This is a genomic window from Enterococcus sp. AZ194 (assembly GCF_051713825.1).
In the GTDB taxonomy this organism is placed as follows: Bacteria; Bacillota; Bacilli; order Lactobacillales; family Enterococcaceae; genus Enterococcus_K.
Genome location: NZ_JBIOQR010000001.1, coordinates 442,789 through 467,763 on the forward strand (window position 1 = coordinate 442,789; position 24,975 = coordinate 467,763).

Genomic DNA, 24,975 nt, shown 5'->3' on the forward strand with positions numbered 1-24,975 from the left:
AGGATAGGAGGATAAATATGTTAAATACTGTTATTTTAAAGAATAATTATCAGGATTCCATAAACCTGATGCTGTTGACGAATCGAATCAATAGTCTTCCAGCTGTTCAGATGAGTCAGTTGATGATGGGAACCGATGCCAATAAAGATATCCTGTTAAATACAGGTTTATTAACACCGGAAGCAAAAGAGGCTTCACCGAATGACTTAATGATCGTGGTTGATAGTGAAGATACTTCAATTATGGATCAAGTACTTCCAGAGGTCGATCGCTTTTTAGGTGATTTATCTTCAAGCAATAAGGCAACTGAACAACGTGTGTCAACTTCATGGAAAGAGGCATTAACCAATTTACCAGATGCCAACATGGCGTTGTTTAGTATTCCGGGTGAATATGGTGCAGCTGAAATGGAGGTTGCGTTAAAGAATGATTTACACGTCTTTTCATTTACGGACAACATTCCAGTTGAAGAGGAAGTTCGTTTGAAAAAACTAGCGCATGAAAAAGGCTTACTAATGATGGGGCCTGATTGTGGTACAGGGATTATTTCAAGTATTCCAATTGCCTTTACGAATGTTATTACTCCTGGAAATATTGGTATCGTTGGCGCATCAGGCACAGGGATTCAAGAAGTGACGACGATTATCGACCGTTTAGGCGGTGGCGTAGTCCATGCGATTGGAACGGGTGGACATGATTTAAGTGATGCGGTCGGTGCAATCACTATGAAAGATGCGATTGTGGCTTTAGAAAATCATGAACCAACAGATGTGATCTGTGTCATCTCTAAACCACCTGCAAAAGAAGTCCGCGATGAAGTGGTTCAATTACTTCAAAGCATTTCAAAACCAGTTGTGGCGATTTTCTTAGGAGAAAAACCAACTGCTCATGTAGGAAAAGTTTTCTTGGCTCATACACTAGAAGAAGCGGCAAAAATTGCAGTTGATTTAGCGAATGATCAAACGATTAAAAACAATTACTTTGATGAGGTGCCTCTTCCAACTGTTGAAAAATTGGGAGAAGATAAAGTGATTACAGGACTTTATTCGGGTGGAACTTTGGCTGCTGAAGCGGGTATGCTAATTTCAGAAACCTTGGGATTAGAAGGACTGGTTAAAAAAGAAGGCTTCGTTTTACAATCTCATGGTTACGATGTGATTGATTTGGGGGATGATATTTACACACAAGGAAAACCTCATCCAATGATTGACCCAGAAGTGCGAATCAAAAAAATTAAAGAGTACGCCAATGACGAAAAGACGGGGGTCATTTTACTTGATTTCGTGTTAGGTTACGGCGCTCATGAAGATATGGTAAATGCATTATTACCAACAATTAAAGAGGCACAAAAAACAGCACAAGAAAACAATCGTCCACTATACTTTGTGGCAACAGTCGTGGGAACAAATAACGATCCGCAAAACTATGCGCAGGCAGTTCAGACATTAAAAGATAATGGTGTTTTTGTTGCAGAAAGCAATGCGAAAGCGGTCACTCTTTCTTTAGGCTTAAAAGGCTTAACCGTAACGGAAGCAGATAAAACAGTTCAACCGTATGAAGGGCAAAAAATAGCCGTACCAGCTGCCAGCGAAAAAGTTTTGGAGCTTTTAAATACAAAACCACGCATTATCAATGTGGGCCTTTCTAGCTTTAATGAATCTATTCAAAAATTTGACGGTAAATCAGAACAATTTAGCTGGAAGCCTCGTGCAAATGGCAACAAAAAAATGATTAAGATTTTGAATGCTCTTGAAGAGTACGATGAACAAATTAACTTGGAAAATCAAAAAGTTACTGACAAAATTAAAAATGCTCAACCCTTCTTGATTGATGTCGTTCCTGCTAAAGAAGCGATAGCGGAGTTAAATGAAGAGAAGAAAACGATTCTTCATGCAGGACCGCCAATTGATTGGCAAACAATGACAGGACCGATGAAAGGTGCGGTAGTTGGCGCAGCAATCTTTGAGGGCTGGGCCACCAATGAAGAAGAAGTAGTTGAATTAATTAAGAGAGACGAGATTCGGTTTATCCCTTGTCACCATGTAAATGCAGTGGGACCAATGGGCGGAATCACCTCAGCCAATATGCCTGTTTTAGTTGTAGAAAATCGCTTAGATGGCACAAGAGGTTACTGTACGATGAATGAAGGGATTGGGAAAGTTTTACGATTCGGTGCCTTTTCAGAAGAAGTGATTACTCGTTTGAATTGGTTGCGCGATGTATTAGGCCCAACGCTTTCTAAAGCATTAAAGAAAACAGAAGACGGAATTAATTTAAGTGTTCTAATTGCACGTTCTATCACGATGGGCGATGAATTCCATCAACGAAACTTTGCTGCATCCTTGAACTTTTTACGTGAAGTAGCCCCTTATATCATTTTGGTGGAGATGGATGTTCAAGAACGTTTTGACGTGATGAAATTCTTGGCAGATACAGACCAATTTTTCTTAAATATCATGATGGCTGCCGGTAAAACAATTGTTGATACCGCCAGAAAAGAAGCCAAAGGAACGATTGTGACAACACTTGCCAGAAATGGTGTTGATTTTGGTGTTCGAATCGCTCAAACCAATGATGAATGGTTCACAGCACCCGTAAATACACCAAAAGGGTTATATTTCACTGGCTTTAGCGAAGAAGACGGCAATCCAGATATGGGAGATAGCGCAATCACCGAAACAGTCGGTGTCGGTGGTATGGCTATGGTTGCAGCACCGGGTGTGACACGTTTTGTCGGAGCAGGGGGCTTTAAAGATGCCTTAGATACGTCTGATGAAATGGCCAAAATTAGTGTTGGTCATAATCCAACATGGACGATTCCAACGTGGGACTTCCAAGGAACTTGTCTAGGGATTGATATTCGTCAGGTAGTTGAAACAGGGATTACGCCAGTTATTAACACAGGAATTGCGCATAAAAATGCTGGGGTTGGTCAAATTGGTGCTGGAACCGTTAGAGCGCCGCTTGCTTGTTTTGAAAAAGCCATAGAAGCGTATGCACGCGAGTTAGGAATTGTTGTGGAATAAGGGAGGAAACAAATTTGTTAAACGTAGTTGCATTAGGTGGCAATGCCATCTTAGATAAAATTCCGACAGATGAAGGCCAAAGAGCGGTCGTTCGTCAGGTAGCTGTTGAGCTAGCTAAGTTTATTGAACAAGGAGAAGAAGTCGTATTGTGTCACGGAAACGGCCCTCAAGTAGGAAATCTGTTAGTTCAACAAACAGTTGGTGCTTCAGAAAAAACACCGATGATGAAATTAGATACAAATGTGGCGATGACAGAAGGAAGCATTGGTTACTGGATTCAACAAGCGCTTCAAAATGAACTTTCTTTGAAAAAGATAACTAAAGAAGTTGTAAGTCTAGTGACACAAGTCGAGGTTTCAAAAGATGATCCATCATTTAAAGCGCCGACGAAGCCAATTGGCCCATTTTATACAGAACAAGAAGCAAACGAAAAACAAGAGAAAGGAGAAGGTATTTTCAAGGAGGATTCAGGACGCGGTTACCGAAAAGTTATCGCGTCTCCGAAACCCCAACAAATTGTTGAAAAAGAGACCATTACCTCACTAATCAAGGCTGGAATCATCACGATTTGTGTGGGGGGCGGAGGAATCCCCGTAGTCAGAAATAAAGAAGGGCAGCTTTTCGGTGTCGAGGCCGTCATTGATAAAGATCTTTCTGCACAAAAGCTTGCTGAAGAAATTAATGCAGATCGATTGATTGTATTGACTGGTGTGGATAATATTTATGTAAATTATAATCAGCCAAACCAGAAAAAAATTGAAAAAATGACGATTGAAGAAGCACAAAAATATATCCATGAAGGACAATTTCCAGCAGGAAGTATGTTACCAAAAGTAGAATCAGCGATTGAGTTTGTCAGAGATCATGCCAATAGAGAGGCGATCATTACGTCCATTGAAAACTTAGGAAATATTCCAAAAGGGTTTGGAACAACGATTGTTTGTTAAAACAACCAAGTCAAATTACGAGGAGAATCAAGATGAGAACACGTAAGAAAATAATGTTTCTTTTTTTATCAATACTTATAGGCGCATTATCAGGGGTGAGTGTCTATGCCGCCGAAATTGATAGTATTGTTGCACCAACAGGGTTTAAAGCACTACTTGTACTAGTTCCTTTAATTTTAGTTTTAGTGTTATTGTTTAGAAAAGTCGATATGATTATTGCCGGATTAGTTGCCGGTATTCTAGCGATGATTATTGGAGGGATTAGTCTAGCGGATGCGAACAAACAGCTATTAGAAACAATTCCTTCGATGTTAAGTATCACGGTGCCGATTATCAATTCAGCAGTTGCTATGGCAGTCTTTAAAGCAGGTAGCTATTCTGCTGCCTTGACCTTGGCTAAACGAGGCACAAAAGGCAAAGTGGAATATGTTTCTGCCTTTATTGTCATCCTTTTAGCAGCAGCGACCTACATGTCAGGAATTGGTGGCGGAAGCGCTATGGTTATCGCCCCTCTAGCCTTTGCGGCGGTTGGTGTGGTACCGGAATTAATCGCAGCGATGTCACTTGCAGCTGCCGTTTCATTTACGACCTCACCTGCTTCACTTGAGTCAAGTATTGTTTCAAAGCTAGGCGATGTGAGTGTCGCTGATTATGTTTCGCAAATGCGTCCATTCTGGTTGGTCTTTGTTGTCTTAGCGATTGTTTTAGCTTTCTGGGGAACCAAACGCAGAAATATTGGCTTTAAAGAGTCTGAAGATAATGAGTTTGAAACAAAAAGTAACGGCGAGTTATTCAAAATTACCTTACCTGCTATCTTCTTATTATTTGCCGTAATTTTTGGTCCAATCGTGAATGATTTAATCAATTTTGCTTTCTTTACACCTTTAGTTTATATGGTTTTAACCTTAGCACTTATCTATTTGTGTACTGATTTTTCAATGAATAAATCAGTCGAAGCGATGGTCGATGGTTCTACGTACATTTTAACTCGTTTGTTCCAAGTGGGAATTTTCTTAGCGTTCATTAATGTGATTGCTCAAACAGGGACTTTCGCAGTGATTGCCGGAGTTGCCCAAAATGCACCTGAGTTTATCATGGTTCCGGTGGCAATATTGACGGGTGTCTTGATTGGTGTTCCAGCCGGCGCATATGTAGGGTCTGTTCTGACTCTAGTCTTGCCCGTTGCTGTATCTCTAGGCTTCCCGCCAGTTGCTTTAGGTTTTGTGACGATGGGTGTTGGTCTAGGTAGTCAAATGAGTTTTGTAAATATTACCATGCAAGCCTTGTCATCAGGGTTCCAAATTCCTATTTTAGATGTTGTAAAAGGGAATATCAAATGGTTAAGTTTAGCTTCAGTGATTTTATTAGTGATTGGTTTAATTTTTGGATAAAATAAGAGGAGTGAATGAAATGGATTTATTATTAAAACAGGTTCGAATTAATGATGAAAAAGAGTTACAGGATGTCGCGATTACAGATGGGAAAATCATCGAAATTGCCCCACACATTTCAGGAACAGCGAAAGAAACAATTGAAGGAGATGGCCGAGTTCTGATTCCAGGGCTAGTTGAAAGCCACATTCATTTGGACAAAGCGTTAATCGCCGATAGAGAGCCTAACAAATCAGGAACGCTTCAAGAAGCGATTCAAGTGACAGCTAAATTGAAACCGACATTTACTGAAGAAGATATCTATACACGAGCAAAAAAAGCGTTAGAAATGATTATTAGCCATGGTGCAACGGCGGTCCGTACGCATGCTGAGTTTGACCCAGCACAAGGGTTTACCGGCTTTAACACAATTATGCGTTTGAAAGATGAGTACAAAGAGTTCATCGATATGCAAGTCGTGGCCTTTCCACAAGAAGGAATTTTCAAAGCGCCTGGTACGGAAAAAATGATGTATGAAGCGATGGAGATGGGGGCGGATGTTGTGGGTGGTATTCCTTATAACGACGCACCTGCCAACGATCATATTGATTTGATTTTTGAAATTGCCAAAAAATACGACAAGGATATCGACTTGCATCAAGATTTTGCAGATGAAGCAGATGATACATCGATTGAATATCTTTGCGAAAAAACCATCAAAGAAGGGTACCAAGGGCGCGTATCTGTCGGCCATTTAACTGCTCTTCATGCAATGGAGCCTGAACGTTTGACAAAAGTCATTGAAGCGATGGCAAAAGCGCAAATTAACGTGATGCCTCTTCCAGCAACTGATTTACATTTGGGCGCTCGCAATGACTTATATAACGTGAGACGTGCAGTAACACCGATTCGTAAACTGCGTGATGCTGGGGTTAATGTAGCCCTTGCGACCAATAATATTCGTAATGCCTTTACGCCTTATGGAAATGGTGACCTCATCCAAATTGCTATGCTCGCTGTTCCCGTTGGACACTTGGGTGGTTCAGATGATTTACCGACTGTTTTACCGATGATTACAGAAAATCCAGCCAAAGCACTAGGATTAAAAGATTATGGACTAGCGGTGGGTAAAAACGCTGATTTAGTGCTCCTTGACACAAAATCTGTAGCGACAGCACTGATTGATTTCCCAGAACGTTCTTATGTCATTAAGAATGGTCGAGTAACAGTCAAAGTAGAGAAAACAGTCACATTTATGAAATAAGCGGATTACTGAAAAAAAGAGGCACCTACTCCTCTTTTTTTCCGTTTTCCCCTGTGTTTGCTTAAAGGAAAGGAGAAGAGAATGAATCACGTAGTTGTTAGTTCTTATTTGAAGGAGCTCACGAGATTTGGTCGAATGGGTCAGGTCCATAGTCTGTTTGAGCATTCTCTGAACCTATCTTTTGGGGAACGATTGATCAATGTTACGACGGCATCGACTTTTTTATCTAGTTTTGGTTTAAGGATTTCAGAGGAAGCGTTCCAACGAGTTCGCACGGTTGTCAAAAGAGGTGAGTTGGTTCGACTAACGGAGGAGAAAATCGTTTTTTATAGTCAAAAAAGCGTGCAGACCATTTCTTTAGCGCCTTTTGCCGTGAAAGATCTTTTAATTCCTGAAATTGTCTACCAAGAAAAAAGAATCGAACAACTAATCACGTATTTAACAAGTTTGTGTTTGGAAGACCGATTAGGGATAGAGGGGACAAAAAAAGAGCAGTCCTATGTGGTAAGCCTTGTAAACAATCAACAGAGTCAAACGATTGTCCCCTATTTTGTTGGAAGAGGAAAAGGTCTGACTCCTAGTGGCGATGATCTGTTATTGGGCTATCTTTTTATGCTTAAGTTATATGCTCAACCTCAAACTAAGTTTTGGAAAGAAGAGATTCAACGTGTGATTCACACTACCACAAGTATTAGTGCAAACTATTTTTTCGCACTATCAGAAGGATTTGCCAGCTCTGTTTTTATCGAATTAGCGGATTATTTGAAGGAGCCGCATTCAACAAAATCGCTCGAGCAGGTGATAGAGGCTATCTTATCTGTGGGGCATACATCAGGCGCTGATATGTGTTATGGTCTGTTAATCGGAGCAAAAACAGTTCAGCTAGTGGAGGGCAAGCAGGGTAACCTCTAGTAATCATTTTATAGAGGTAGATACGTAGATTTTATTAAAAAAAGAGATTTACTCAGCTGTAACGAATTCAAAAAATGTGATTCTGACTTTTTGAATTACAGTGGTTGAGTAAATCTTTTTTTGCGCTGTCTCTTCATTTCATCAATGCTTTATAACTTTCCCTCAGTTTGTATTTCCTTTTTTTGAATAATGCTATTCAGACGTTCCGTTGATACAATCATAATTACGATAAATAGCGCTAGGAATATCGGGTACAAGCCAATGCTTATTTTGGTTGCAATAAAACCAAACAAAGGAGGCATAAAGGTGGTCCCTATGTAGGCTGCGGCCATTTGAATCCCGATAACCGCCTGAGAGTGCTCTTTGCCAAAATTGGCTGGAGTTGAGTGAATAATCGCTGGATAGATTGGCGCACAACCAACCCCGATAATAACTAAGCCGGCCAATGCGAGATTACTTGCATTTGTCGGAAATAGAAGGAAAAGCACCCCTATAAAGGCAATTGCCGAGCCCAAACGAATCAATTGTTTGTCGCCAAAATAGTCGGCGATAAAACCACAAACAAAGCGCCCAAATGTAATCCCTAAAAAGAAGAACGAAGCAAAACTGGCGGCAACTTCTGGTGTAATATTTTTTGACTGAACTAAAAAACTACTTGCCCAAAGACCGGCCGTTTGTTCGATAGCCGAATAACAGAAAAAGGCGATTAAGATAGCTGGAATTCCTTTGAGCTGTAGAATTTCTTTAAAGGAGAGAGCTTTTGTTTCCATTTTTTTATGTATTTCTGGAAGTTTTTTCTGTTTCCAGAGTGGCAGACTAATAAATAAGATAACGGTTAAGCCAATCTGTAGTAAACCGATTGTTTGATAACCTGTATTCCACCCCTGTCCATTTGTTAAGTAGTAACTCATGATATAAGGACTGAGTGCCGCTCCAACACCCCAAAAACAATGGAGCCAGTTCATATGACGAGAAGCATAATGGAGCGCAACATAGTTATTTAAAGCAGCATCTACTGCACCAGCTCCTAGTCCATAGGGAATGGCCCAAAGAATCAGCGCCAGAAAACTATGTGAGATGGAAAAACCAAAGAGGGCGATGGCCGTTGTCAGTACACTTAAGGCAGTGACCATTCCGGCACCGAGTTTTCGCGTTAATTTATCAGAAAAGAGACTGGAAACAATTGTTCCAGCAGCAATTGTCATGGTAATCATTCCAGCGTAAGATACCGGAACATGCAAATCTGCGTGCATGATTGGCCAAGCTGAACCGATTAATGAGTCGGGCAATCCTAGGCTAATAAAGGCAATGTAAATGATGGCTAATAATAAAGAATACATAAAGAGACTCCGTTCGATTAGTTTAAATGATGTGTGTTACAAAAGATAATAAAAATCAATAAAGCTTGTTCTGTAAGGAAAGTTACAAAAATTGTGGGTTCTCCGATGGTTTATCTAAAACCAAGAAAAGGAACAATACATGATAAGTATAGCCTAGAAACCTTTTTTCAGGAATGATTTCTTTTAACAAGTTATCAGAAAAATTCAAATGCACATTTGGCGCATAGGTTGAATGCGTTCATAAAACGGCGAGAACCGCAACAGGATAATGAGCACGCTATTGGCAATAATTATCATTCATTTGCAAAAGCGTTTGGGAAGTTGCCAATCGGTGCTATAATGAAGGTTGAGGTGATAAGGATGAAGTATATTTCTGTCGCAGATATAGCGGAAAAATGGCATATCTCAGAACGAATGGTTCGCAATTACGCAAAAAATAATCGAATAGATAACGCAAGATTAAATGGGAATGCTTGGGAAATTCCAGAAGATGCCGAGAAGCCAGGGAGAGTAAACAAACGAGTATCTAAACCGACGACCTTACTAGAACGCTTAAAAGAAGAAAAAAATGGCCAAAAAAAAGGGAGTATTTATCATAAGATTCAAATCGAACTAACGTATAATTCCAATCATATTGAAGGCAGCACACTTACTCGCGAGCAAACAAGATACATTTATGAGACAAATACAATTGGGCTAAATGATTCTGTTGTAAACGTAGATGATATCGTCGAAACAGCTAATCATTTTCGATGTGTCGATTTGATTGTCGAACAAGCGAATTATAAGCTGTCTGAAAATCTTATAAAAGAACTGCACAAAACATTAAAAAATGGAACAAGTGATTCAAGAAAAAACTGGTTTGCTGTAGGGGGCTATAAAAGATTACCTAATGAAGTAGGCGGGAGAGAAACAGTTTTACCAGAACAAGTCAGTGAGGCAATGAAGGAACTTTTGCGAGCGTACAATGGAAAAACGAATAAAACGTTTGCCGATATTATTGAATTTCATTATCAATTTGAATCGATTCATCCGTTTCAAGATGGCAATGGTCGAGTGGGAAGATTGATTTTATTTAAAGAATGTTTAAATAATAACCTGACTCCGTTTATTATTGAGGAAGACTTGAAGTTGTTCTATTATCGTGGACTAAAAGAATGGATAGATGAGAAAGAATACCTATTAGATACTTGTTATACAGCTCAAGATAGGTTCAAGAAAGCATTAGACTATTTTAGAATTGATTACTTTGATTGAATAAAATAAATAGCGGACATGGATAACCCAAAACATCACTCTGTTTGAGAATAGGCTTCTTTGTAAGTCTTATAGATAAGAAGTAGTCTAGCTTAATACAAGCCAAGATTGCTTTTTTTTGTCTCTAGATATTAGTATGCAAAAAGGGTAACGTTGCAATAAATAAGCTGAGAGAATTCATTAGACTTAGCGATAACAGAGAGATTCTGAAAAACTATTCAGACCAGATTGGTTCAATTTTTGAATAAAAAATAGTTCTACTTGATTTTGCGTATTCTATTATGAGTCATCAAAAATCAGTTGGGAAATTCGCGGAAGAAACAGGAGTGAGCCTGCTTTCTCACTGATTTGTGGTAAACTTTTTTACAAGAGACAAGAAAATTGGTAAAGAGGACGTGATTCAACTGAGAAACCGAAAGAAGCAAGCGAATAAATATCAATGGTATAGCGATCAATGGGGGAAAGAAACGAGAGATGATCGAGAATTGTTTTTACTTTTGACGGTCGGCGTGTTTCAATTCGGATTGACTTGGAAAGCCGCAGCTGGAAAAAAAGACGTGTATTATCGGAATTTTTGCGAGATGGATTTTTATAAAGTAGCTGCTTTTTTTCCAGATGATATCGAGCGCATATTAGAAGATCCTGAGATGATTCGTAATCCAAGGAAGATTCAAGCGGTTGTCAAAAACGCCCAAGCAATTGTAAGGCTGTTAGATGAATACGAGAGTTTTTCGGACTACTTATGGGATTTTGTTGGAGGTGTTCCTATCGTGAATACGTATGAAAACGAAGATGAGGTCCCACCTTTTCTTCCAGAGGCAACGACTATTGCCAAAGAGCTAAAAAAGAGGGGCTTTTCCTACGTGGGTCCTGTAGTTACCTATATGTTTTTGAAGGCGGCAGGAATTATACAGGACCGTATAATCGATAAATAAAAACAGAAAAAATTTCATTTCTTAGGTGTTTTCCATGAATCAAAGACGTTCAGGGCGTTCGAAATTATAAAATTCCATTCCTGGAAAATCAGTCAGATAGTCTGGGTTAAGAAAATTGAGCAGCTGATACAAATAATGTTGGGCAATAAATTGTCTTTCTAGCTGTATATTTAGCATGCTGATAGATTGAGTAGCTAAAGAAATCATTTCAGTAGGAGTCTCTGCGTGGAAGGTGGCAAGGATTTCCTTAACTACGTCTAACGACCAGACGGATGAACGGATGAGGCGAATAATTAGGAGTTGTCGTAAGGCGTGTTCATCAAATTGGCGGTAGTTACTTTCCTTATCTCTAGGAACAGTCAACAGACCTTCTTTTGTCCAATGACGGATGGTTGTTTCTGTAATCGACAAACGCTCGGCAGCTTCGCCTATACTGATCCAGCCTTTCTTAGGCATCTGTGTAATTTCCAAATTTTCTTTGTCTTGAAGAAGTGACAACGTCTTTTCGGCAATTGACTTTTGCTGCCGTAATTTTGTTTGTTCTTCATTTAATAACCAAAAAAATTGTGTAAATTCTTTGGCCCGTAAGGTATCAATGATTTGTTTGCACTGTCTATAACCATACGCTAGTGTACTAGTGCGAACAGCTTTCAAATAAGCGAGTGTCTCTTCCGTATAAATTCTATAGCCCTTTTTTGTTCGCTCAGGTGCTGGAAATAGGCCTGCTGTTTCGTAGTGTCTTAACAAGCTAGTACTGATATTTAACTTTCTGGCAATGTCAATCGGGCGATACTTCATCCATCTTCCTCCGGGTGCTAAAGTTATTATTTTATTATACTACAAATAAAGGGATTTGTTTTTAAAAGTTTAGAACTTGCATTAAAGTGTTATTCTAAGGTTACTGCTGTAAAATCCAAAAATTAAGCAGTCGGCTAAGGAGGTAACACATGACAGAATATTTGAGAATTAGAGGGGCAAGAGAAAATAATTTAAAGAATGTGGATGTAGACATACCTAAACGAAAGATTACTGTATTTACAGGGGTCTCAGGTTCGGGAAAGTCCTCATTGGTGTTTGAAACGATTGCGAGTGAATCGCAAAGACAATTAAATGAAACATTCAGCGCATTTGTTCGTGGGTTTTTACCCAAATACAAAGAACCTTTAGTGGATTCTCTTGAAAATTTATCAACCTCTGTAGTGATTGATCAAAAAAGACTTGGCGGCAACTCCCGTTCAACCTTGGGAACAATTACAGATATTAATCCTATTTTACGCGTTTTATACTCACGTATTGGAAAACCTTCAATAGGATCTGCCAACTTCTTTTCATTTAATGATAAAGAAGGAATGTGTGAAGAGTGCCAAGGGATTGGGCGAAAGGTTGAAGTAAATATCAACAAGTTGATTGATGAGAATCTGTCTTTAGCGGAAGGCGCGATTATTTTTCCACCAGTAAAAAATACAGAATGGTATATGAAGAGTTATCTAGAGTCTGGCTTATTTGATAAAAACAAGAAGGTTAGTGACTATTCAAAAGAAGAACGAGAGTTACTTTTATATGGCTCAGATTTAAAAGTCAAGATTGACGGTATGAATACTAGCTACGAAGGTTTGGTGACTAAGTTTAACCGTTTATACTTGTTAAAAGAAGGCGAGCTGAGTGCTCGTGCCCAGAAAGTCTTAAATGAATTCAGTCATGAGGCGACTTGTCCCAAATGTCTTGGCCAACGTTTATCTGAACGAGCATTATCTGTGAAAATTTCAGGGTATTCAATGGCTGATTTACTGAAGCTTCAATTTGATGAACTAAAGGGAGTTATTGAACAAATTCAGCAACCAGAAGCTAGTAATCTATTTGAGAGTTTATTAGAAAAAGTCAATCATTTGATTGATATTGGTTTAGGGTACCTGAGTCTGGATAGAGAAACGGCGACTCTTTCAGGTGGGGAGTCGCAACGAGTCAAGATGGTAAAACATTTAAATAATAGTTTGGTTGACTTGTTATATATTTTCGATGAGCCAAGTATTGGTCTCCATCCTCGAGACGTTCATCGTCTAAATGAGCTATTAGTTAAGTTACGTGATAAAGGGAATACGGTGATTGTGATTGAGCATGACCCAGATGTAATAAAAATTGCGGACCATATTATTGAAGTCGGCCCTCACGCAGGAAAACATGGTGGGCAGATTATGTTTACTGGCACTTATCAAGAACTGCTTCGATCAAAAACATTGACCGGACGTTACTTAAGCCAACAAACGGAGCTTAATGCAGCGCCACGAGCGAGTATCAATTTCTATGAAGGGCAAGCAGCAACCACACATAATCTGAAAAACATCTCTTTACGAGTGCCTAAAAAGACCTTGACATTAATTACCGGAGTTGCTGGATCGGGTAAGAGTACCTTGGTGAAATCTTCCTTTTTAGAAGAGTTTCCTGAAACTATTGTCATTGATCAAGCGGCGGCACGAACCAATTCTCGTTCAAATCCAGCAACTTATATTGGAATTATGGACAAAATTCGTGCACTATTCGGTCAAAGCAACAAGGTTACTCCATCGTGGTTTAGTTATAACTCGAAAGGAGCCTGTGAGGAGTGTAAAGGGCAAGGATATATTGAAACCAATCTCGCCTTTATGGATGCTATCAAAACAGAGTGTACAGCGTGTGTTGGGAAACGATTTAAACCCGAAGTTTTAGCCTATCATTATAAAGGAAAAAACATCAATGAGGTGTTAAATTTAACCGTTGAGGATGCTTTGGAATTCTTTGAAGAAGCTTCTATTCTTAAAAAACTTGAAGCGATGTCTCAAGTTGGTTTAAACTATCTGGCGATTGGTCAACCGATGAGTACCTTATCAGGTGGCGAATGTCAGCGAATGAAGCTTGCTAGTGAGTTTTACAAAAAAGGCAGTATCTATCTCTTAGATGAGCCTTCAACAGGATTACATTTATCAGATATCGAACAGATTATGCGTATCATGAATCACTTGGTAGAAAAAGGCAACACAGTAATTGTTATTGAACATCATGTGGACATTATTCGCCAAGCGGACTGGATTGTCGATATCGGACCTGATGGTGGGGATAAAGGCGGACAAATTGTGTTTGAAGGAACGCCTATGCAGATTATTCAAGAAAAAGAATCCTTGACAGGACAATACATTCAGTAAAAACTACGGAAGACGCCTTTTAAAATGGTGTCTTCCGTAGTTTTTATGTGTTTATTTTTTATTAGAGTGACTAATTTTTAGCTAAGCGCTTTTTTAAATAGAAGGTTACAACTAGTAGAAGACCTCCGTAAATCGTCCAATTATCATTCAAACGATCATTGGTTTGAGGTAATTTTTTCTGTGAATTAGTCTTGTTTGAATCTTTTGGAGTCGTATCTTCAGTTACTGCCGCTGAAATTTTTACTGGGATAATTTGTTGAATTTCTTGTATCTGAAGTTCTTGCCCAGGATATTTTTGTTGAATTTCTGCGATGGTTTCTTTTGATAAGGTGAAAATCGGCATGAGTGTCGTTTCACCAGTTTTTAAGGCTTTCCATGTACCATCAGAAGAAAGCTCTATGTAAGGATTATCCTTCACTTCGGCAAAGGTTCCTTTCAATTCAATATCGTTAAAAGGTTCGATAGTAATTGTTCCGTTTTTGCCAACAGCTGCTGTAATTTCTTTTGGAGAGAATGAATAACGTAAGGCTAGTGGAGAAGCCTTTTTGGTCAATGAGTTTTCTATCTTAGTAAGAAGCTGCTGGATTTCTTCAATTGATTCACAGTTATCTAATTGGTCGAGGTAATCAGCTCCTTCTTTTTCTGTAAGTCGACCATCATTTACCCATTGTTCAATTTTTTCTGTGGCTTCACTAATTGCTTCTATAAAATCATAGAATTCATTTAAGCCATTATCTGTTAAAAATGTAAGGAACAGACTGTAAAGCTTATCCGCAGTGAGGTCTTTTGGGAGGTTAGCCAAAAAGTCGTCCATGTCTTTTTGAGTGATAAAGTCTTCCTCAACTAAAAATTCTAATTCACTTGTCACTAAGTCGTAGAGACTATCGAAAATAAATTGAGTGGTTTTTTCTAGAATTTCCTCAGATGAAGTGAGTGTAGCTAATATTTTTTCAAAATTGGCTTTTTCTTCCTCAAAAATATAATCATTCTTCACGGCATCATCTAAAAGCTCAGCTGCTTTTTTACGGGCTTCTGTTAAATCCTCTACAGCGCTAGACGAGGGGGGAGCTTCAATCGGGGAGGTTGGTTCATTTGTTTCGGCGGTCTCTTTTAGTGTCTCGTTTGTCGTAAGTGTCTCATTAGCACTTGATTCTGTGATTTCAGGTATTTCTGTCGTTGCTGTTTGTTCTGGAACTGATGAATCAACGATTTCCATAGCTAATGTGACTTTTGTACCTAAGTTAAATAACAATAAACTGCACAATCCAATACTAATTAACTTCGTTTTCATTTCATTCCTCCTAAAGCTCTTGATAGTTAAATTATAGCAAAAAAATAGTTGAAAATAAAACGCTTGTTGTTTATAACAGAATCTTTAGTTAACGAATAGAGAAGGCAGTGATATAATGAATCAGGAAATTTTTGTGAAACTTTTAGAAAAGAAGGAATAAAAATGAATCTGTTAGCGGAAGACTATGAGTTATTTGATCGAGACTGTTTTACCTTTAAACAGTTAAAAATAGAAAAGACTAAAGAGGAGATTGAAGAGATAAAAGGGGCGTATAAGAGTCATTGGCAGAAGTGGAAAGCTCTTCAGCTACAAGTAGCCAATTGTTTGCCAGCGGAATATTTGATGAGTCAACCAAAGATTGAAAGTTGGACAAATGGCTGGAATTTACGTAATCATTTTTGGAGTGCCTATCGTAGTGAACATCGAAAAGCAGAAAATGCCTGTTTAGCGGTATTGTTGAATAAAAAGCAGTATCAAATCTATCTCATGTTTCAACACTATAAGAGTGATAAACGAGAAGGAAGCATAGAAGCGTATAATCAGTTATTATCTTCTTTAAAAGGCTGGAGTGATAAGAGAGATTGTCGTGACTATTATATATGGCCTCAAGTAGAACATGAACTAGAAGACCATCTTCCTCTCTCTTGCTATTTAGAAAGTGAAACACTTCAAAAAGAGTTCACGGAGCGCTTATCCAGACGGACCTTCCAGATTGGGAAACTTTTTTATAAAATAGATGAAAGAACAGATATTGAACAGTTGACAAGAGAGGCTTTGGAAGAGCTAGCACCGTTATATACTTCGATTCAGGTATACGAATAAAAGAAATACGAGGTTAGGACCATAACTCAAGAAGTTCTGTCATAACCTCAGTGTCCTCGTTTGCTGGTAGAATCGGCGAATTTTTAACGACTTACTTATTTATAAGAATCATTAGTGCAATTTAAGGGGAAGAGGCTGAGGCTGGAGGTTGGGACAGAAGTGTTTAACTCCGAGAACCGGGTAGGTACTGTGCAACATCAACTCATGCTTCGTTGTGTTTTACAGCAATAAGAACCTTCAACTCTAGCCTCTCTTCATCCAAAATGATGTGTTAAAAATGACTACATTTGTGAAAGGATATGCGACATGGGATAGTTGTAATTGATGTTTTTTTAAGATGGAAAGTAGCCTGAGAGGTGAACCTACCCCCCAAAAAGTTAGACCAAAATCTAACTTCTGGAGGTAGGTTTTTTTATGAATTAATTCGAATAATAAAGGTTGATGTCAATATTTTGGGGATGATTTCCAAAAGCTTCACCGAACAGAGTTAACCCTCCTCTGTGCTCAGCGTCATGTTTGATTAAAAATTTGATGGAGATGGTTGCGCTTGAACTTAGATTGAGGTCAGCGATTGTTACATCAGAGAGCGTCTCACCGTCAATGCTTGAGTTGTATCGGTTAATACGAATCCGTTTTAAGAGACCATATTGACTTAAAACGTCGTCCCACCATTCAGGGGTTAATAGTCCTCGAACATCGGAGTAATTTCCTGGAATGGTATACGTACCAATCTCGATATTGTTGACTAAAAATGTGATGTCACTGGGCCAGTTATTATTTGAAAAAATAAATTCTGAACTCATTTCAGCACTAATTTCTAACACTTCTGGATGATCATTTTCACCTAAAGGATTTGGAATTTTATACTCAACAAAGCCTTCGGAAAACCATAAAAGAGAGGCGTTAATCCGATTGTTATCAGAAAAATATTTGGGCTGGTCAAATGTCCCAATACTTTTTGTGGAGCTGACAAGGCCACATGTGGGTAAAACTTCGTAGTCTGTGTATAATCCGAGCCCAATACTAGATGAGTGAGAGAAAAAATCAGGAAAGAGTTTTTTTGGTAGAATCACTCTGATTTCTTCTGTACATAGTGAAACAATTTTTTGTATGCCAGATATACCTGCTTTTTTTTCAATTTTAACTAGTCGTGCTTCTAATAATTTTTTTATATGTTTTGTTATCATAGGGTTACTCAATTTTAGTTTCTCAGCAATTTGTGACAAGTTCAAATTTGATTCTTCCGAAAGCAAATTTAAAATATCAAGCCTTGTTTTATTAGCTAACGCTTCATAAACAGGGAGTGATTGTTCATCTGTTTTTAATTCCATTCGTTCAGACCTCTTTTCTTCTTTGGTTAAATATACATGCGGCAATAATGAATTTATAAGCTTATCATACGTTTAGTTAACTAAAAAAGCAACTTAATTTATGTTGATTAATAAGGATTTTTAATTTAAAATCATAAATGTAATCGATTGCAGAATATTTGTTTTAACTTTTTATTAAACAAGAAAATGAGGGGATAAAATGAAAAAAATTACATTATTTTTAGTTTTGATAAGCGCTGTTTTGGCGATTGCTGCTTGTGGTCCAAATAAGTCGAAGGCAGATAACAACAAGGATTCAGGGGTTGTGGATCTTAATTTTACCTTTTGGGGGGACACGCTTGAAAAGGAGTCAATTGAAAAGCTAGTAAATAAGTTTAATGAGTCTCAAGATAAAATCCATGTAAAACCACAACAGATTCCTTACGACAATTATATGGAAAAACTAAATACGATGGCTAGTACAAAAACTCTGCCAGATATTGGCTATATGGTTGAAAGTAGTACAGCAGAGTGGGGAAACAGCGGTAAACTAAAAGATTTGAGTAAATTATATGAAAAAGATGGGGTGTTTGAAGGGAAGATTGCAGAGACCACTTCAAAATACAGAAATGGTGAAATTTACGGGTCTCCGGCAGGCCCTGGAATGCTAACAATGTTTTACAACAAAAAATACTTTGAAGATAGTGGTGTTGAATTGCCTCCACATGCAGTTGACCAAGCGTGGGACTGGGATACCTTTGTTGAAAAGCTGAAAGAATTAACAGTCGATAGGAACGGAAAACATCCTGATGATGCTGACTTTGATGAAAAAAATATTGCAACGTATGGAATTTCTAACTTTACGGGATTAGGTTATGAGTCATTCTTGATGAGTAATGGTGGAGGTCTCGTTAGTGAAGATGGAAAAACAATCTTACTTGGCAAAAAAGAGTCAATTGATGCGATAGATAAGCTGCAGTCACTAATGTATAAGCACCATGTGATGCCAAAACCTTCACAAGCTAGTACAATTCCTTCTACAGACACAGCTCTTTTAACTAATCGTGTAGCCATGAGTATCACGGGCTCATGGGATTTACGTTCTTTAAGTACAGCAATGAAAGAAAAAGGACTGGATCTAGGGATGGGCGTACTACCAAAAATGGATCAGAAAGTTGTACAAATGAACTTTGGACCACCAATTGTTGTTTTTGATAATGAAAATACCAAAACGAATTGGGCGGAAACACAAGAGTTTTTAGAGTTTTTATTAAATCCTGAAAATAGTATTGATGTAATTAACTCTGGTCTGTGGCTACCCAATCAAAATGATTGGTATACAGATGAAAAAAAACTAGATACTTGGGCAAATCCAGATAAATCTCCAGCCTTTAAAAAAGAAGCTTTGGTTGAAGGGAAAGAAAAAGCGCTTGCCAAAAACAAGGCTTTCTACGTGGAAGATGCAACAACAATTGAACAAATTGTGAACCCAGCATTGGAACAAGTCTGGACAGGAAAAAAAGAAGCGAAGGATGTCATTGAAAATGAAATCATTCCTAAATTAAAAAAAGAATTAGGCGATAAGTATACATTCGAGTAATAAATATTTTGAAGCTAACTAGTATCTGTACAAGAGCTACTAGTTAGCTTTATAGAAATAGTAGGTGATTCTTAATGAATAAGAGTAAAAGTAAGAAAAAATTCAAACTTAAAAAAATCGAAAATTTTTATGGCTACTTATTTGCTTCTCCGGCAATCCTAGGATTGTTACTTTTTACAGTTATTCCAATGATAGCAAGTCTTTTTCTAAGCTTAACGGATTATAATGTCATTTCTGACTATAAGTTCATTGGATTAGATAACTATAAAGAAATCTTCTCAGATGATTTATTCTTCAAAAAGTCGCTAGTCATTACGTTTATATATGCGATTGGAAGTACCTTTTTAACGTTAATTGCTGCGTTAATTTTAGCGCTTTTGATGAACTCTAAGGTCAAAGGACAGGGCTTTTTCCGAACGTTATTTTATTTGCCGGTTGTTGTGCCAGCAGTTGCTTCAAATATTTTATGGTTGTGGCTGTTTAATCCTGATTTTGGTCTTTTTAATTCTATTTTAACGAAAGTAAACTTGCCGACCTCAAATTGGATATTTGACGAGCAAACAGCAATTCCTTCTTTGATTTTAATGGGGGTATGGGCATGTGGTGGAACAGCCTTAATTTTTTTAGCAGGCTTGCAAGATGTGCCGGCTCAATTGCTAGAAGCTGTTGAAGTAGATGGTGGCAATTGGTTCCATAAATTTCGTTATGTTACGATTCCCTCTTTAACACCGATTATTTTCTTTAATTTGATTATGGGGCTCATTGGGTCTTTCCAGACATTTTCTCAAGCGTATATTATGACCAACGGCGGACCAAACAACGCGACCTTGTTTTATGCGTTACTGATTTATAGAAATGCTTTCCAACAAAACCAATTTGGTTACGCTTCTGCATTAGCGTGGATTTTGTTAATTATTATCTCAATTTTTACGTTATTTATTTTTAGAACAGCGAAAAGTTGGGTTTATTATGGTGGAGGAGAATAGAGATGAATAAAAAGAAAGCAAAATTAATGATGTATATTCCCTTAATTTTTATTGGAGTCATCTCAATCATGCCTTTTCTTTGGTTAGTGAGAAGTTCTTTAATGAATGCAACGGAGATCTTTGAATTTCCACCTAAAATGTTTCCAGAAACGTTTATGTTTTCTAATTATTTGAAAGTGTTTGAGGTGTTAGACTTTAAATTATATTTGACCAATACCTTTATCATTATTATTCCTGTTATATTTGGAAATGTTATCACCTCTGCACTATCGGGTTATGCGTTTGCGCGGTTAGACTTCAAATACAAGAATTTTTGGTTTGCTTTAGTGATTGCTACAATGATGCTGCCTAGCGCTGTTACGCTGATTCCAATCTTTATGATGTGGTCGGAGCTAGGTTATGTGGATACATTTGTGCCACTAATTGTTCCAGCTTTTTTTGGTGGAGGTGGCTTCAACATTTTTTTGATGCGTCAATTCTTTGCAGGAATTCCTAAAGAGTTAGATGAGGCGGCTATTTTGGATGGAGCAACGCATCCGCAGATTTTCTTTAAGATCATGCTACCTCTTGTCAAACCAGCTATGATGGTGGTTGGATTCTTTACGTTTATGAATACATGGAACGATTTTTTCAGTCCATTAATTTATTTGAATAGTCCGGAAAAATATACCTTAGCTTTAGGTTTAATGCAATTAAAAGGGCAGTATTCTTCCGAATGGAATACGATGATGGCGGCTTCAACGCTAATGACCATCCCAGCTTTGTTGATCTTCTTTTTCGGACAAAAATACTTTGTTCAAGGAATCAGTATTGGTTCTGGCAGCAAAGGATAAGAATAGAGTTAGTAGGTGAATTATGTATAGAACAGAGTATCCCAGACCTGATTTGGTACGTGAGAAGTGGCTGAATTTGAACGGTCAATGGGCGTTTGAGTTTGATGATAAAAATAGAGGAATTGAAGAGCAGTGGTTTGATTCAACGAAAGAACTCTCGATGAAGATTGAGGTTCCCTTTGCTTTCCAAAGTAAAAATAGTGGTATTTATACGAATGAGTTTCATGATTATGTGTGGTATAAACGGAAAATTGCAGTGCCAGATGATTGGAGAGGCGAAACAATTATTCTTCATTTTGGTGCGGTGGATTATCAGACAAAAGTTTATGTTAATGGGCTTTTTGTTGGAGAGCATATCGGTGGACATACCTCTTTTTCTTTTGATATAACAAATTACTTGAATTTTCAAAAGGATGAGTTGACCGTCTATGTGTTTGATCCTAGTGAAGATGAACGAATTCCAAGAGGTAAACAGTACTGGAAAAAAGAATCACGGGCTATTTGGTATACGAGAACGACAGGGATTTGGCAAACGGTTTGGTTAGAGCCTGTATCAAAAAAGACCTATATTGAAAATCTCTATTTCACACCAAATTTTGATGAGGGTGAAATTAAAATTGACTACCAATTTGTAGGAGCAATTCAAGGGAAAAAGGTAAAAACGATAATCAAGTATGATGACCAAATCATAATTGAAGATGAAAATAAAATTTATGATACACAAATGATAAAGAGTTACTATTTGTTTAATCACGAAGTCGAGCGGAGCGATTATCATGGGGAAGGATGGACGTGGACCCCTGATACACCGAATTTGTATGATGTGACGGTGACGATTTTCGAGGATCAAGAGGTGTTGGATAAGGTAGACACATATTTTGGTATGAGAAAAGTTCATACGGTGGATGGAATGGTTTTCTTAAACAATCGACCATACTACCAAAAACTTGTACTAGATCAAGGATATTGGCCGGATGGGCTGATGACAGCTGTCACTGATGAGGAGTTTAAAAGAGATATTGAGCTTGCTAAAAAAATGGGCTTTAACGGGTGCCGAAAACACCAAAAAGTTGAAGATCCTCGTTTCCTGTATTGGGCGGATAAGCTAGGTTTCATTGTTTGGGGAGAGTGTGCATCTCCTTCTGTCTACTCCGAGAAAACAGTGGGTTACTTGACGAATGAATGGTTAGAAATCATCAAACGAGACTACAATCATCCGTGCATTCTTACTTGGGTTCCGATTAATGAAAGCTGGGGAGTCCCTGAAATTAGTGTAGACAAGCGCCAACAACATTTTTCTCAAGCAATTTACCACCTAATCCATTCGCTTGATAAGACCCGTTTAGTGATTTCAAATGATGGGTGGGAAATGACCGAAACGGATATTTGTGCCATTCATAGTTATGTCCATGGTACAAAAGAGGAGACGCGCAAATACACCGCATTTAAAGAATCATTAAAAAACAAAGAGACGATCTTATCTGTCGCCCACAATCGAAGATCTATCTATAATCAAGGGTTCACTTATCAAGGAGAGCCTATTTTACTCACGGAATTTGGCGGAATTGGTTTTGATGTGCATAATGAAAAGGGTTGGGGGTATACAACAGCCTTTTCTAAAGATGATTTTATTTCGGAATATAAGCGAGTGATGGAAGCTGTCTTTTCTTCAGAAGTGTTGCATGGTTTTTGTTATACGCAACTCACAGATGTGGAACAAGAAATGAATGGTTTATTAACATATGATCGTCAAGAAAAAGTTCCTTTGGAGGAAATAAAAAAAATCAATCAAACTTGGCATCCAAGTACCATCAAACCGTTAAACAGTTGATGGAGCCAGAGGGGGTTGTTTTGTAGTAAGAATGAGAGGTATCGCACAAAACGAGGCTGAGGCTGAGCTTGGGACATAAGTCCTAACGAAAAATCCAGATACTAATCAACTTGATTGGCATCTGGATTATTTTGTTGTACAAAAATAAGAACACTTTTGCTAGAATAAAAGTAACTACACAAATAAACAAGCGAGGTGTTCTTATGTTTAAAAATTATACCACAAATCAAGTCGTTCTTCCTCTAGATTTTAGTTTTCAGTTAGAAAAAAATGATATTGCTTTTGCCATTGATCAATTGTTTCCGTGTGAATCCCTTAGTGAACGCACTCCTTCGAGAGTGCTTCGTTCAATTCCGTAGTCAATTAGTCAAAGAACAAGTAATCGATGAAATTCACAAAAATTTGAAGAGCACCATGTAGGAATCAATCAACATCGAAAGAAAGTCTTTCGTGTTTCTTGTCATTTCCATGAATTCCATCTACACTCCGATCTCATCAATTTCTAAAGGTGAAACACATTAAGAATTGAAGGACTGCGTTCCGCTCTCAACAACTTCTGCGCATGAGACATGCTAGACTTGAAGGTTCTTATTGCTGTAAAACACAACGAAGCATGAGTTGATGTTGCACAGTACCTAATCGGTGCTGTAAAACACAACGAAGCATGAGTTGATGTTGCACAGTACCTACCCGGTTCTCGGAGTTAAACACTTCAGTCCCAACCTCTAATATGGTACTGCGTATACCATTCTACTAGTAAGCCTATGTAAGTAGAACTGGCAACTAGTGCTATTTAAGAGGAAGTGAAATGAAAACATTTCACTAGTATGGCACTGCGTATACCATTCTACTATTAGGCCTATGTAAGTAGAACTGGCAACTAGACACAAAATCCGCTTTAGCCGTTGGGCTAAGCGGATTTTCACTTATAGATGAGGCGCTGAATCCTCTATGTGCTGTGAATTAAGTTAAACGTAATCTTGAACGGTCGTTTTACTTTTCACAGCTTGAGAGAAATCGGTAAAGATACGTTGCGTGATATCAATGCCTTTTTCTCTAGATATATACCAGCAGAATACTTGGAATGGAAGAATCGCCAAGTAAGGTGCTTTAAACTCATCTTTACAATTTGCTAAGGCTAGGGTCTGTGGATCAGTAGACTCCTCTGCGCGTAATGAAATTGTAAATACATGAGTGGTATGCTTCATTTCATAGGCCTTTAGTAGACTAGCTTTTTCAAGAATCTCAGGTTTTGCGGGTGTGTCTATGAAAAAGAGACGGTGCTCAGGGTTAATTTCTAAGTAAGGTCCGTGCATGAACGCTTCTAATTCGACTCCTTGAGAAGGCACTCGGATGGTTTCTGAGAATTTGGTTTCCATCTCTTTTGCGGTGCCTACAACCGGACCGTAAGCGATGGAAGTGAATCTAGGCGCCTGTTTGAAATCTGCGCGATGTTCTTCAAAAAAGGTTGTCGATTTTTCTATGGCAGAGTTAAACTGCGCAGTTAAACCTAAAAATTCAGCCAATTCTTGTGCTTCTTCTTCTGTTGAAATTAAGCCTTTTTTTACTCCTACTCGCAAACCAAGTAACATAAGGGCCAGAACGGTCGCTGAAAAGCCCAAAGTGACATAACCCACGCGTTCTTTTCCTGATAAAATATCCAAAGTTGAAGTCGTCACCTTAGTAATCTCACTATCGGGAATACTGGTTACGGCCATCGTATGGACGTCATGATGATTGGTTACTTTAGCCATTGCCTCAATGGTTGAGGTGCTTTGACCACTTTGGGAAACACCCAAGACAACTTGAAGAGTCGGGTCTATTTTTTCATAATGAGTAAAGTTATAAGGCTCCTCAATTGAAAGTTTGATCTGAGCCTTGCGTTCAATATAATATTTGGCACTTTTGGCGGCGTTAATACTAGAACCAGTTCCTAAAACTAACCAGTTTGTAGCATCAAGTGTCAAGCCTTCTAGCGCTTGGTCGACGTTTTGAGGATAGGCCTTGATTGCTGACGTTAACGTCTCCTGTTCTTCATAAATATAGGAAAGCATTGTTGGTTTTGTCATTATTTC

The 24,975-nt window shown here is 38.2% G+C and carries 18 protein-coding genes; 13 read left to right on the forward strand and 5 right to left on the reverse strand.

Annotation, left to right across the window (positions count from 1 at the left end; all coding sequences use genetic code 11):
• The first annotated feature begins 17 nt into the window (after positions 1 to 17).
• The 5 genes from fdrA to IGI37_RS02325 all read left to right on the forward strand — a co-directional run bounded on the left by fdrA (position 18) and on the right by IGI37_RS02325 (position 7,519).
• Positions 18 to 3,026: an acyl-CoA synthetase FdrA gene (gene fdrA, locus IGI37_RS02305; RefSeq protein ID WP_438759784.1), complete on the forward strand. Its 3,009-nt coding sequence runs from the start codon at positions 18 to 20 to the stop codon at positions 3,024 to 3,026.
• Between the two features lie 14 nt (positions 3,027 to 3,040).
• Positions 3,041 to 3,973: a carbamate kinase gene (arcC, locus tag IGI37_RS02310; RefSeq protein WP_438759785.1), complete on the forward strand. Its 933-nt coding sequence runs from the start codon at positions 3,041 to 3,043 to the stop codon at positions 3,971 to 3,973.
• 53 nt (positions 3,974 to 4,026) lie between these two features.
• Positions 4,027 to 5,364 carry a citrate transporter gene (locus tag IGI37_RS02315; RefSeq protein WP_438763565.1) on the forward strand — a complete coding sequence of 446 codons (1,338 nt, stop codon included), beginning with the start codon at positions 4,027 to 4,029 and terminating at the stop codon, positions 5,362 to 5,364.
• A 19-nt stretch (positions 5,365 to 5,383) separates the two neighbouring features.
• Positions 5,384 to 6,607, forward strand: coding sequence for an amidohydrolase family protein (locus IGI37_RS02320; protein WP_438759786.1), 1,224 nt, complete (start codon positions 5,384 to 5,386; stop codon positions 6,605 to 6,607).
• Positions 6,608 to 6,688: 81 nt separating this feature from the next.
• Positions 6,689 to 7,519, forward strand: a complete 831-nt coding sequence (locus tag IGI37_RS02325) for a DUF2877 domain-containing protein (RefSeq protein ID WP_438759787.1) — start codon at positions 6,689 to 6,691, stop codon at positions 7,517 to 7,519.
• A 149-nt stretch (positions 7,520 to 7,668) separates the two neighbouring features.
• Here the strand turns inward: IGI37_RS02325 and IGI37_RS02330 are convergent, their stop codons facing one another.
• Positions 7,669 to 8,859, reverse strand: a complete 1,191-nt coding sequence (locus tag IGI37_RS02330) for an MFS transporter (RefSeq protein WP_438759788.1) — start codon at positions 8,857 to 8,859, stop codon at positions 7,669 to 7,671.
• A gap of 360 nt (positions 8,860 to 9,219) precedes the next feature.
• Here IGI37_RS02330 and IGI37_RS02335 point away from each other — a divergent pair, with 360 nt between their 5' ends.
• Positions 9,220 to 10,116 (forward strand): Fic family protein, encoded by an 897-nt coding sequence (locus IGI37_RS02335; protein ID WP_438759789.1) that lies wholly within the window; start codon positions 9,220 to 9,222, stop codon positions 10,114 to 10,116.
• Positions 10,117 to 10,511: 395 nt separating this feature from the next.
• Positions 10,512 to 11,051, forward strand: coding sequence for a DNA-3-methyladenine glycosylase I (locus tag IGI37_RS02340; RefSeq protein WP_438759790.1), 540 nt, complete (start codon positions 10,512 to 10,514; stop codon positions 11,049 to 11,051).
• A gap of 39 nt (positions 11,052 to 11,090) precedes the next feature.
• Here IGI37_RS02340 and IGI37_RS02345 read toward each other — a convergent pair whose 3' ends face one another.
• Complete coding sequence (locus tag IGI37_RS02345) at positions 11,091 to 11,849, reverse strand: MerR family DNA-binding transcriptional regulator (RefSeq protein ID WP_438759791.1); 759 nt, start codon at positions 11,847 to 11,849, stop codon at positions 11,091 to 11,093.
• A gap of 149 nt (positions 11,850 to 11,998) precedes the next feature.
• On the opposite strand from IGI37_RS02345, the gene IGI37_RS02350 reads away from it, so the two are divergent.
• Positions 11,999 to 14,227, forward strand: coding sequence for an ATP-binding cassette domain-containing protein (locus tag IGI37_RS02350; protein ID WP_438759792.1), 2,229 nt, complete (start codon positions 11,999 to 12,001; stop codon positions 14,225 to 14,227).
• A gap of 70 nt (positions 14,228 to 14,297) precedes the next feature.
• Here the strand turns inward: IGI37_RS02350 and IGI37_RS02355 are convergent, their stop codons facing one another.
• Positions 14,298 to 15,518, reverse strand: a complete 1,221-nt coding sequence (locus tag IGI37_RS02355) for a hypothetical protein (RefSeq protein WP_438759793.1) — start codon at positions 15,516 to 15,518, stop codon at positions 14,298 to 14,300.
• A 162-nt stretch (positions 15,519 to 15,680) separates the two neighbouring features.
• Here IGI37_RS02355 and IGI37_RS02360 point away from each other — a divergent pair, with 162 nt between their 5' ends.
• Complete coding sequence (locus IGI37_RS02360) at positions 15,681 to 16,340, forward strand: HI_0552 family protein (protein WP_438759794.1); 660 nt, start codon at positions 15,681 to 15,683, stop codon at positions 16,338 to 16,340.
• Between the two features lie 419 nt (positions 16,341 to 16,759).
• Here IGI37_RS02360 and IGI37_RS02365 read toward each other — a convergent pair whose 3' ends face one another.
• On the reverse strand, positions 16,760 to 17,671 hold the full coding sequence (locus IGI37_RS02365; RefSeq protein ID WP_438759795.1) for an ArsR/SmtB family transcription factor: 912 nt from the start codon (positions 17,669 to 17,671) through the stop codon (positions 16,760 to 16,762).
• Between the two features lie 199 nt (positions 17,672 to 17,870).
• On the opposite strand from IGI37_RS02365, the gene IGI37_RS02370 reads away from it, so the two are divergent.
• The 4 genes from IGI37_RS02370 to IGI37_RS02385 all read left to right on the forward strand — a co-directional run bounded on the left by IGI37_RS02370 (position 17,871) and on the right by IGI37_RS02385 (position 22,900).
• A complete protein-coding gene (locus IGI37_RS02370; protein ID WP_438759796.1) occupies positions 17,871 to 19,250 on the forward strand; it encodes an ABC transporter substrate-binding protein in 1,380 nt (459 codons plus the stop codon).
• Between the two features lie 74 nt (positions 19,251 to 19,324).
• Positions 19,325 to 20,236, forward strand: coding sequence for a carbohydrate ABC transporter permease (locus tag IGI37_RS02375; protein WP_438759797.1), 912 nt, complete (start codon positions 19,325 to 19,327; stop codon positions 20,234 to 20,236).
• A gap of 2 nt (positions 20,237 to 20,238) precedes the next feature.
• A complete protein-coding gene (locus IGI37_RS02380) occupies positions 20,239 to 21,069 on the forward strand; it encodes a carbohydrate ABC transporter permease (RefSeq protein WP_438759798.1) in 831 nt (276 codons plus the stop codon).
• Positions 21,070 to 21,091: 22 nt separating this feature from the next.
• On the forward strand, positions 21,092 to 22,900 hold the full coding sequence (locus IGI37_RS02385) for a glycoside hydrolase family 2 protein (RefSeq protein WP_438759799.1): 1,809 nt from the start codon (positions 21,092 to 21,094) through the stop codon (positions 22,898 to 22,900).
• 968 nt (positions 22,901 to 23,868) lie between these two features.
• Here IGI37_RS02385 and IGI37_RS02390 read toward each other — a convergent pair.
• Complete coding sequence (locus IGI37_RS02390; protein WP_438759800.1) at positions 23,869 to 24,969, reverse strand: SIS domain-containing protein; 1,101 nt, start codon at positions 24,967 to 24,969, stop codon at positions 23,869 to 23,871.
• Positions 24,970 to 24,975 lie beyond the last annotated feature (6 nt).

Bases quoted from the DNA above. Each gene is read 5' to 3' on its own strand.
- IGI37_RS02325 (WP_438759787.1), top strand. From the start codon at position 6,689: ATGAATCACGTAGTTGTTAGTTCTTATTTGAAGGAGCTCACGAGATTT.
- IGI37_RS02355 (WP_438759793.1), bottom strand. From the start codon at position 15,518: ATGAAAACGAAGTTAATTAGTATTGGATTGTGCAGTTTATTGTTATTT.
- IGI37_RS02345 (WP_438759791.1), bottom strand. From the start codon at position 11,849: ATGAAGTATCGCCCGATTGACATTGCCAGAAAGTTAAATATCAGTACT.
- IGI37_RS02380 (WP_438759798.1), top strand. From the start codon at position 20,239: ATGAATAAAAAGAAAGCAAAATTAATGATGTATATTCCCTTAATTTTT.
- IGI37_RS02320 (WP_438759786.1), top strand. From the start codon at position 5,384: ATGGATTTATTATTAAAACAGGTTCGAATTAATGATGAAAAAGAGTTA.
- IGI37_RS02315 (WP_438763565.1), top strand. From the start codon at position 4,027: ATGTTTCTTTTTTTATCAATACTTATAGGCGCATTATCAGGGGTGAGT.
- IGI37_RS02330 (WP_438759788.1), bottom strand. From the start codon at position 8,859: ATGTATTCTTTATTATTAGCCATCATTTACATTGCCTTTATTAGCCTA.
- IGI37_RS02335 (WP_438759789.1), top strand. From the start codon at position 9,220: ATGAAGTATATTTCTGTCGCAGATATAGCGGAAAAATGGCATATCTCA.
- IGI37_RS02390 (WP_438759800.1), bottom strand. From the start codon at position 24,969: ATGACAAAACCAACAATGCTTTCCTATATTTATGAAGAACAGGAGACG.
- IGI37_RS02365 (WP_438759795.1), bottom strand. From the start codon at position 17,671: ATGGAATTAAAAACAGATGAACAATCACTCCCTGTTTATGAAGCGTTA.
- IGI37_RS02350 (WP_438759792.1), top strand. From the start codon at position 11,999: ATGACAGAATATTTGAGAATTAGAGGGGCAAGAGAAAATAATTTAAAG.
- fdrA (WP_438759784.1), top strand. From the start codon at position 18: ATGTTAAATACTGTTATTTTAAAGAATAATTATCAGGATTCCATAAAC.
- IGI37_RS02370 (WP_438759796.1), top strand. From the start codon at position 17,871: ATGAAAAAAATTACATTATTTTTAGTTTTGATAAGCGCTGTTTTGGCG.
- IGI37_RS02360 (WP_438759794.1), top strand. From the start codon at position 15,681: ATGAATCTGTTAGCGGAAGACTATGAGTTATTTGATCGAGACTGTTTT.
- IGI37_RS02385 (WP_438759799.1), top strand. From the start codon at position 21,092: ATGTATAGAACAGAGTATCCCAGACCTGATTTGGTACGTGAGAAGTGG.
- IGI37_RS02375 (WP_438759797.1), top strand. From the start codon at position 19,325: ATGAATAAGAGTAAAAGTAAGAAAAAATTCAAACTTAAAAAAATCGAA.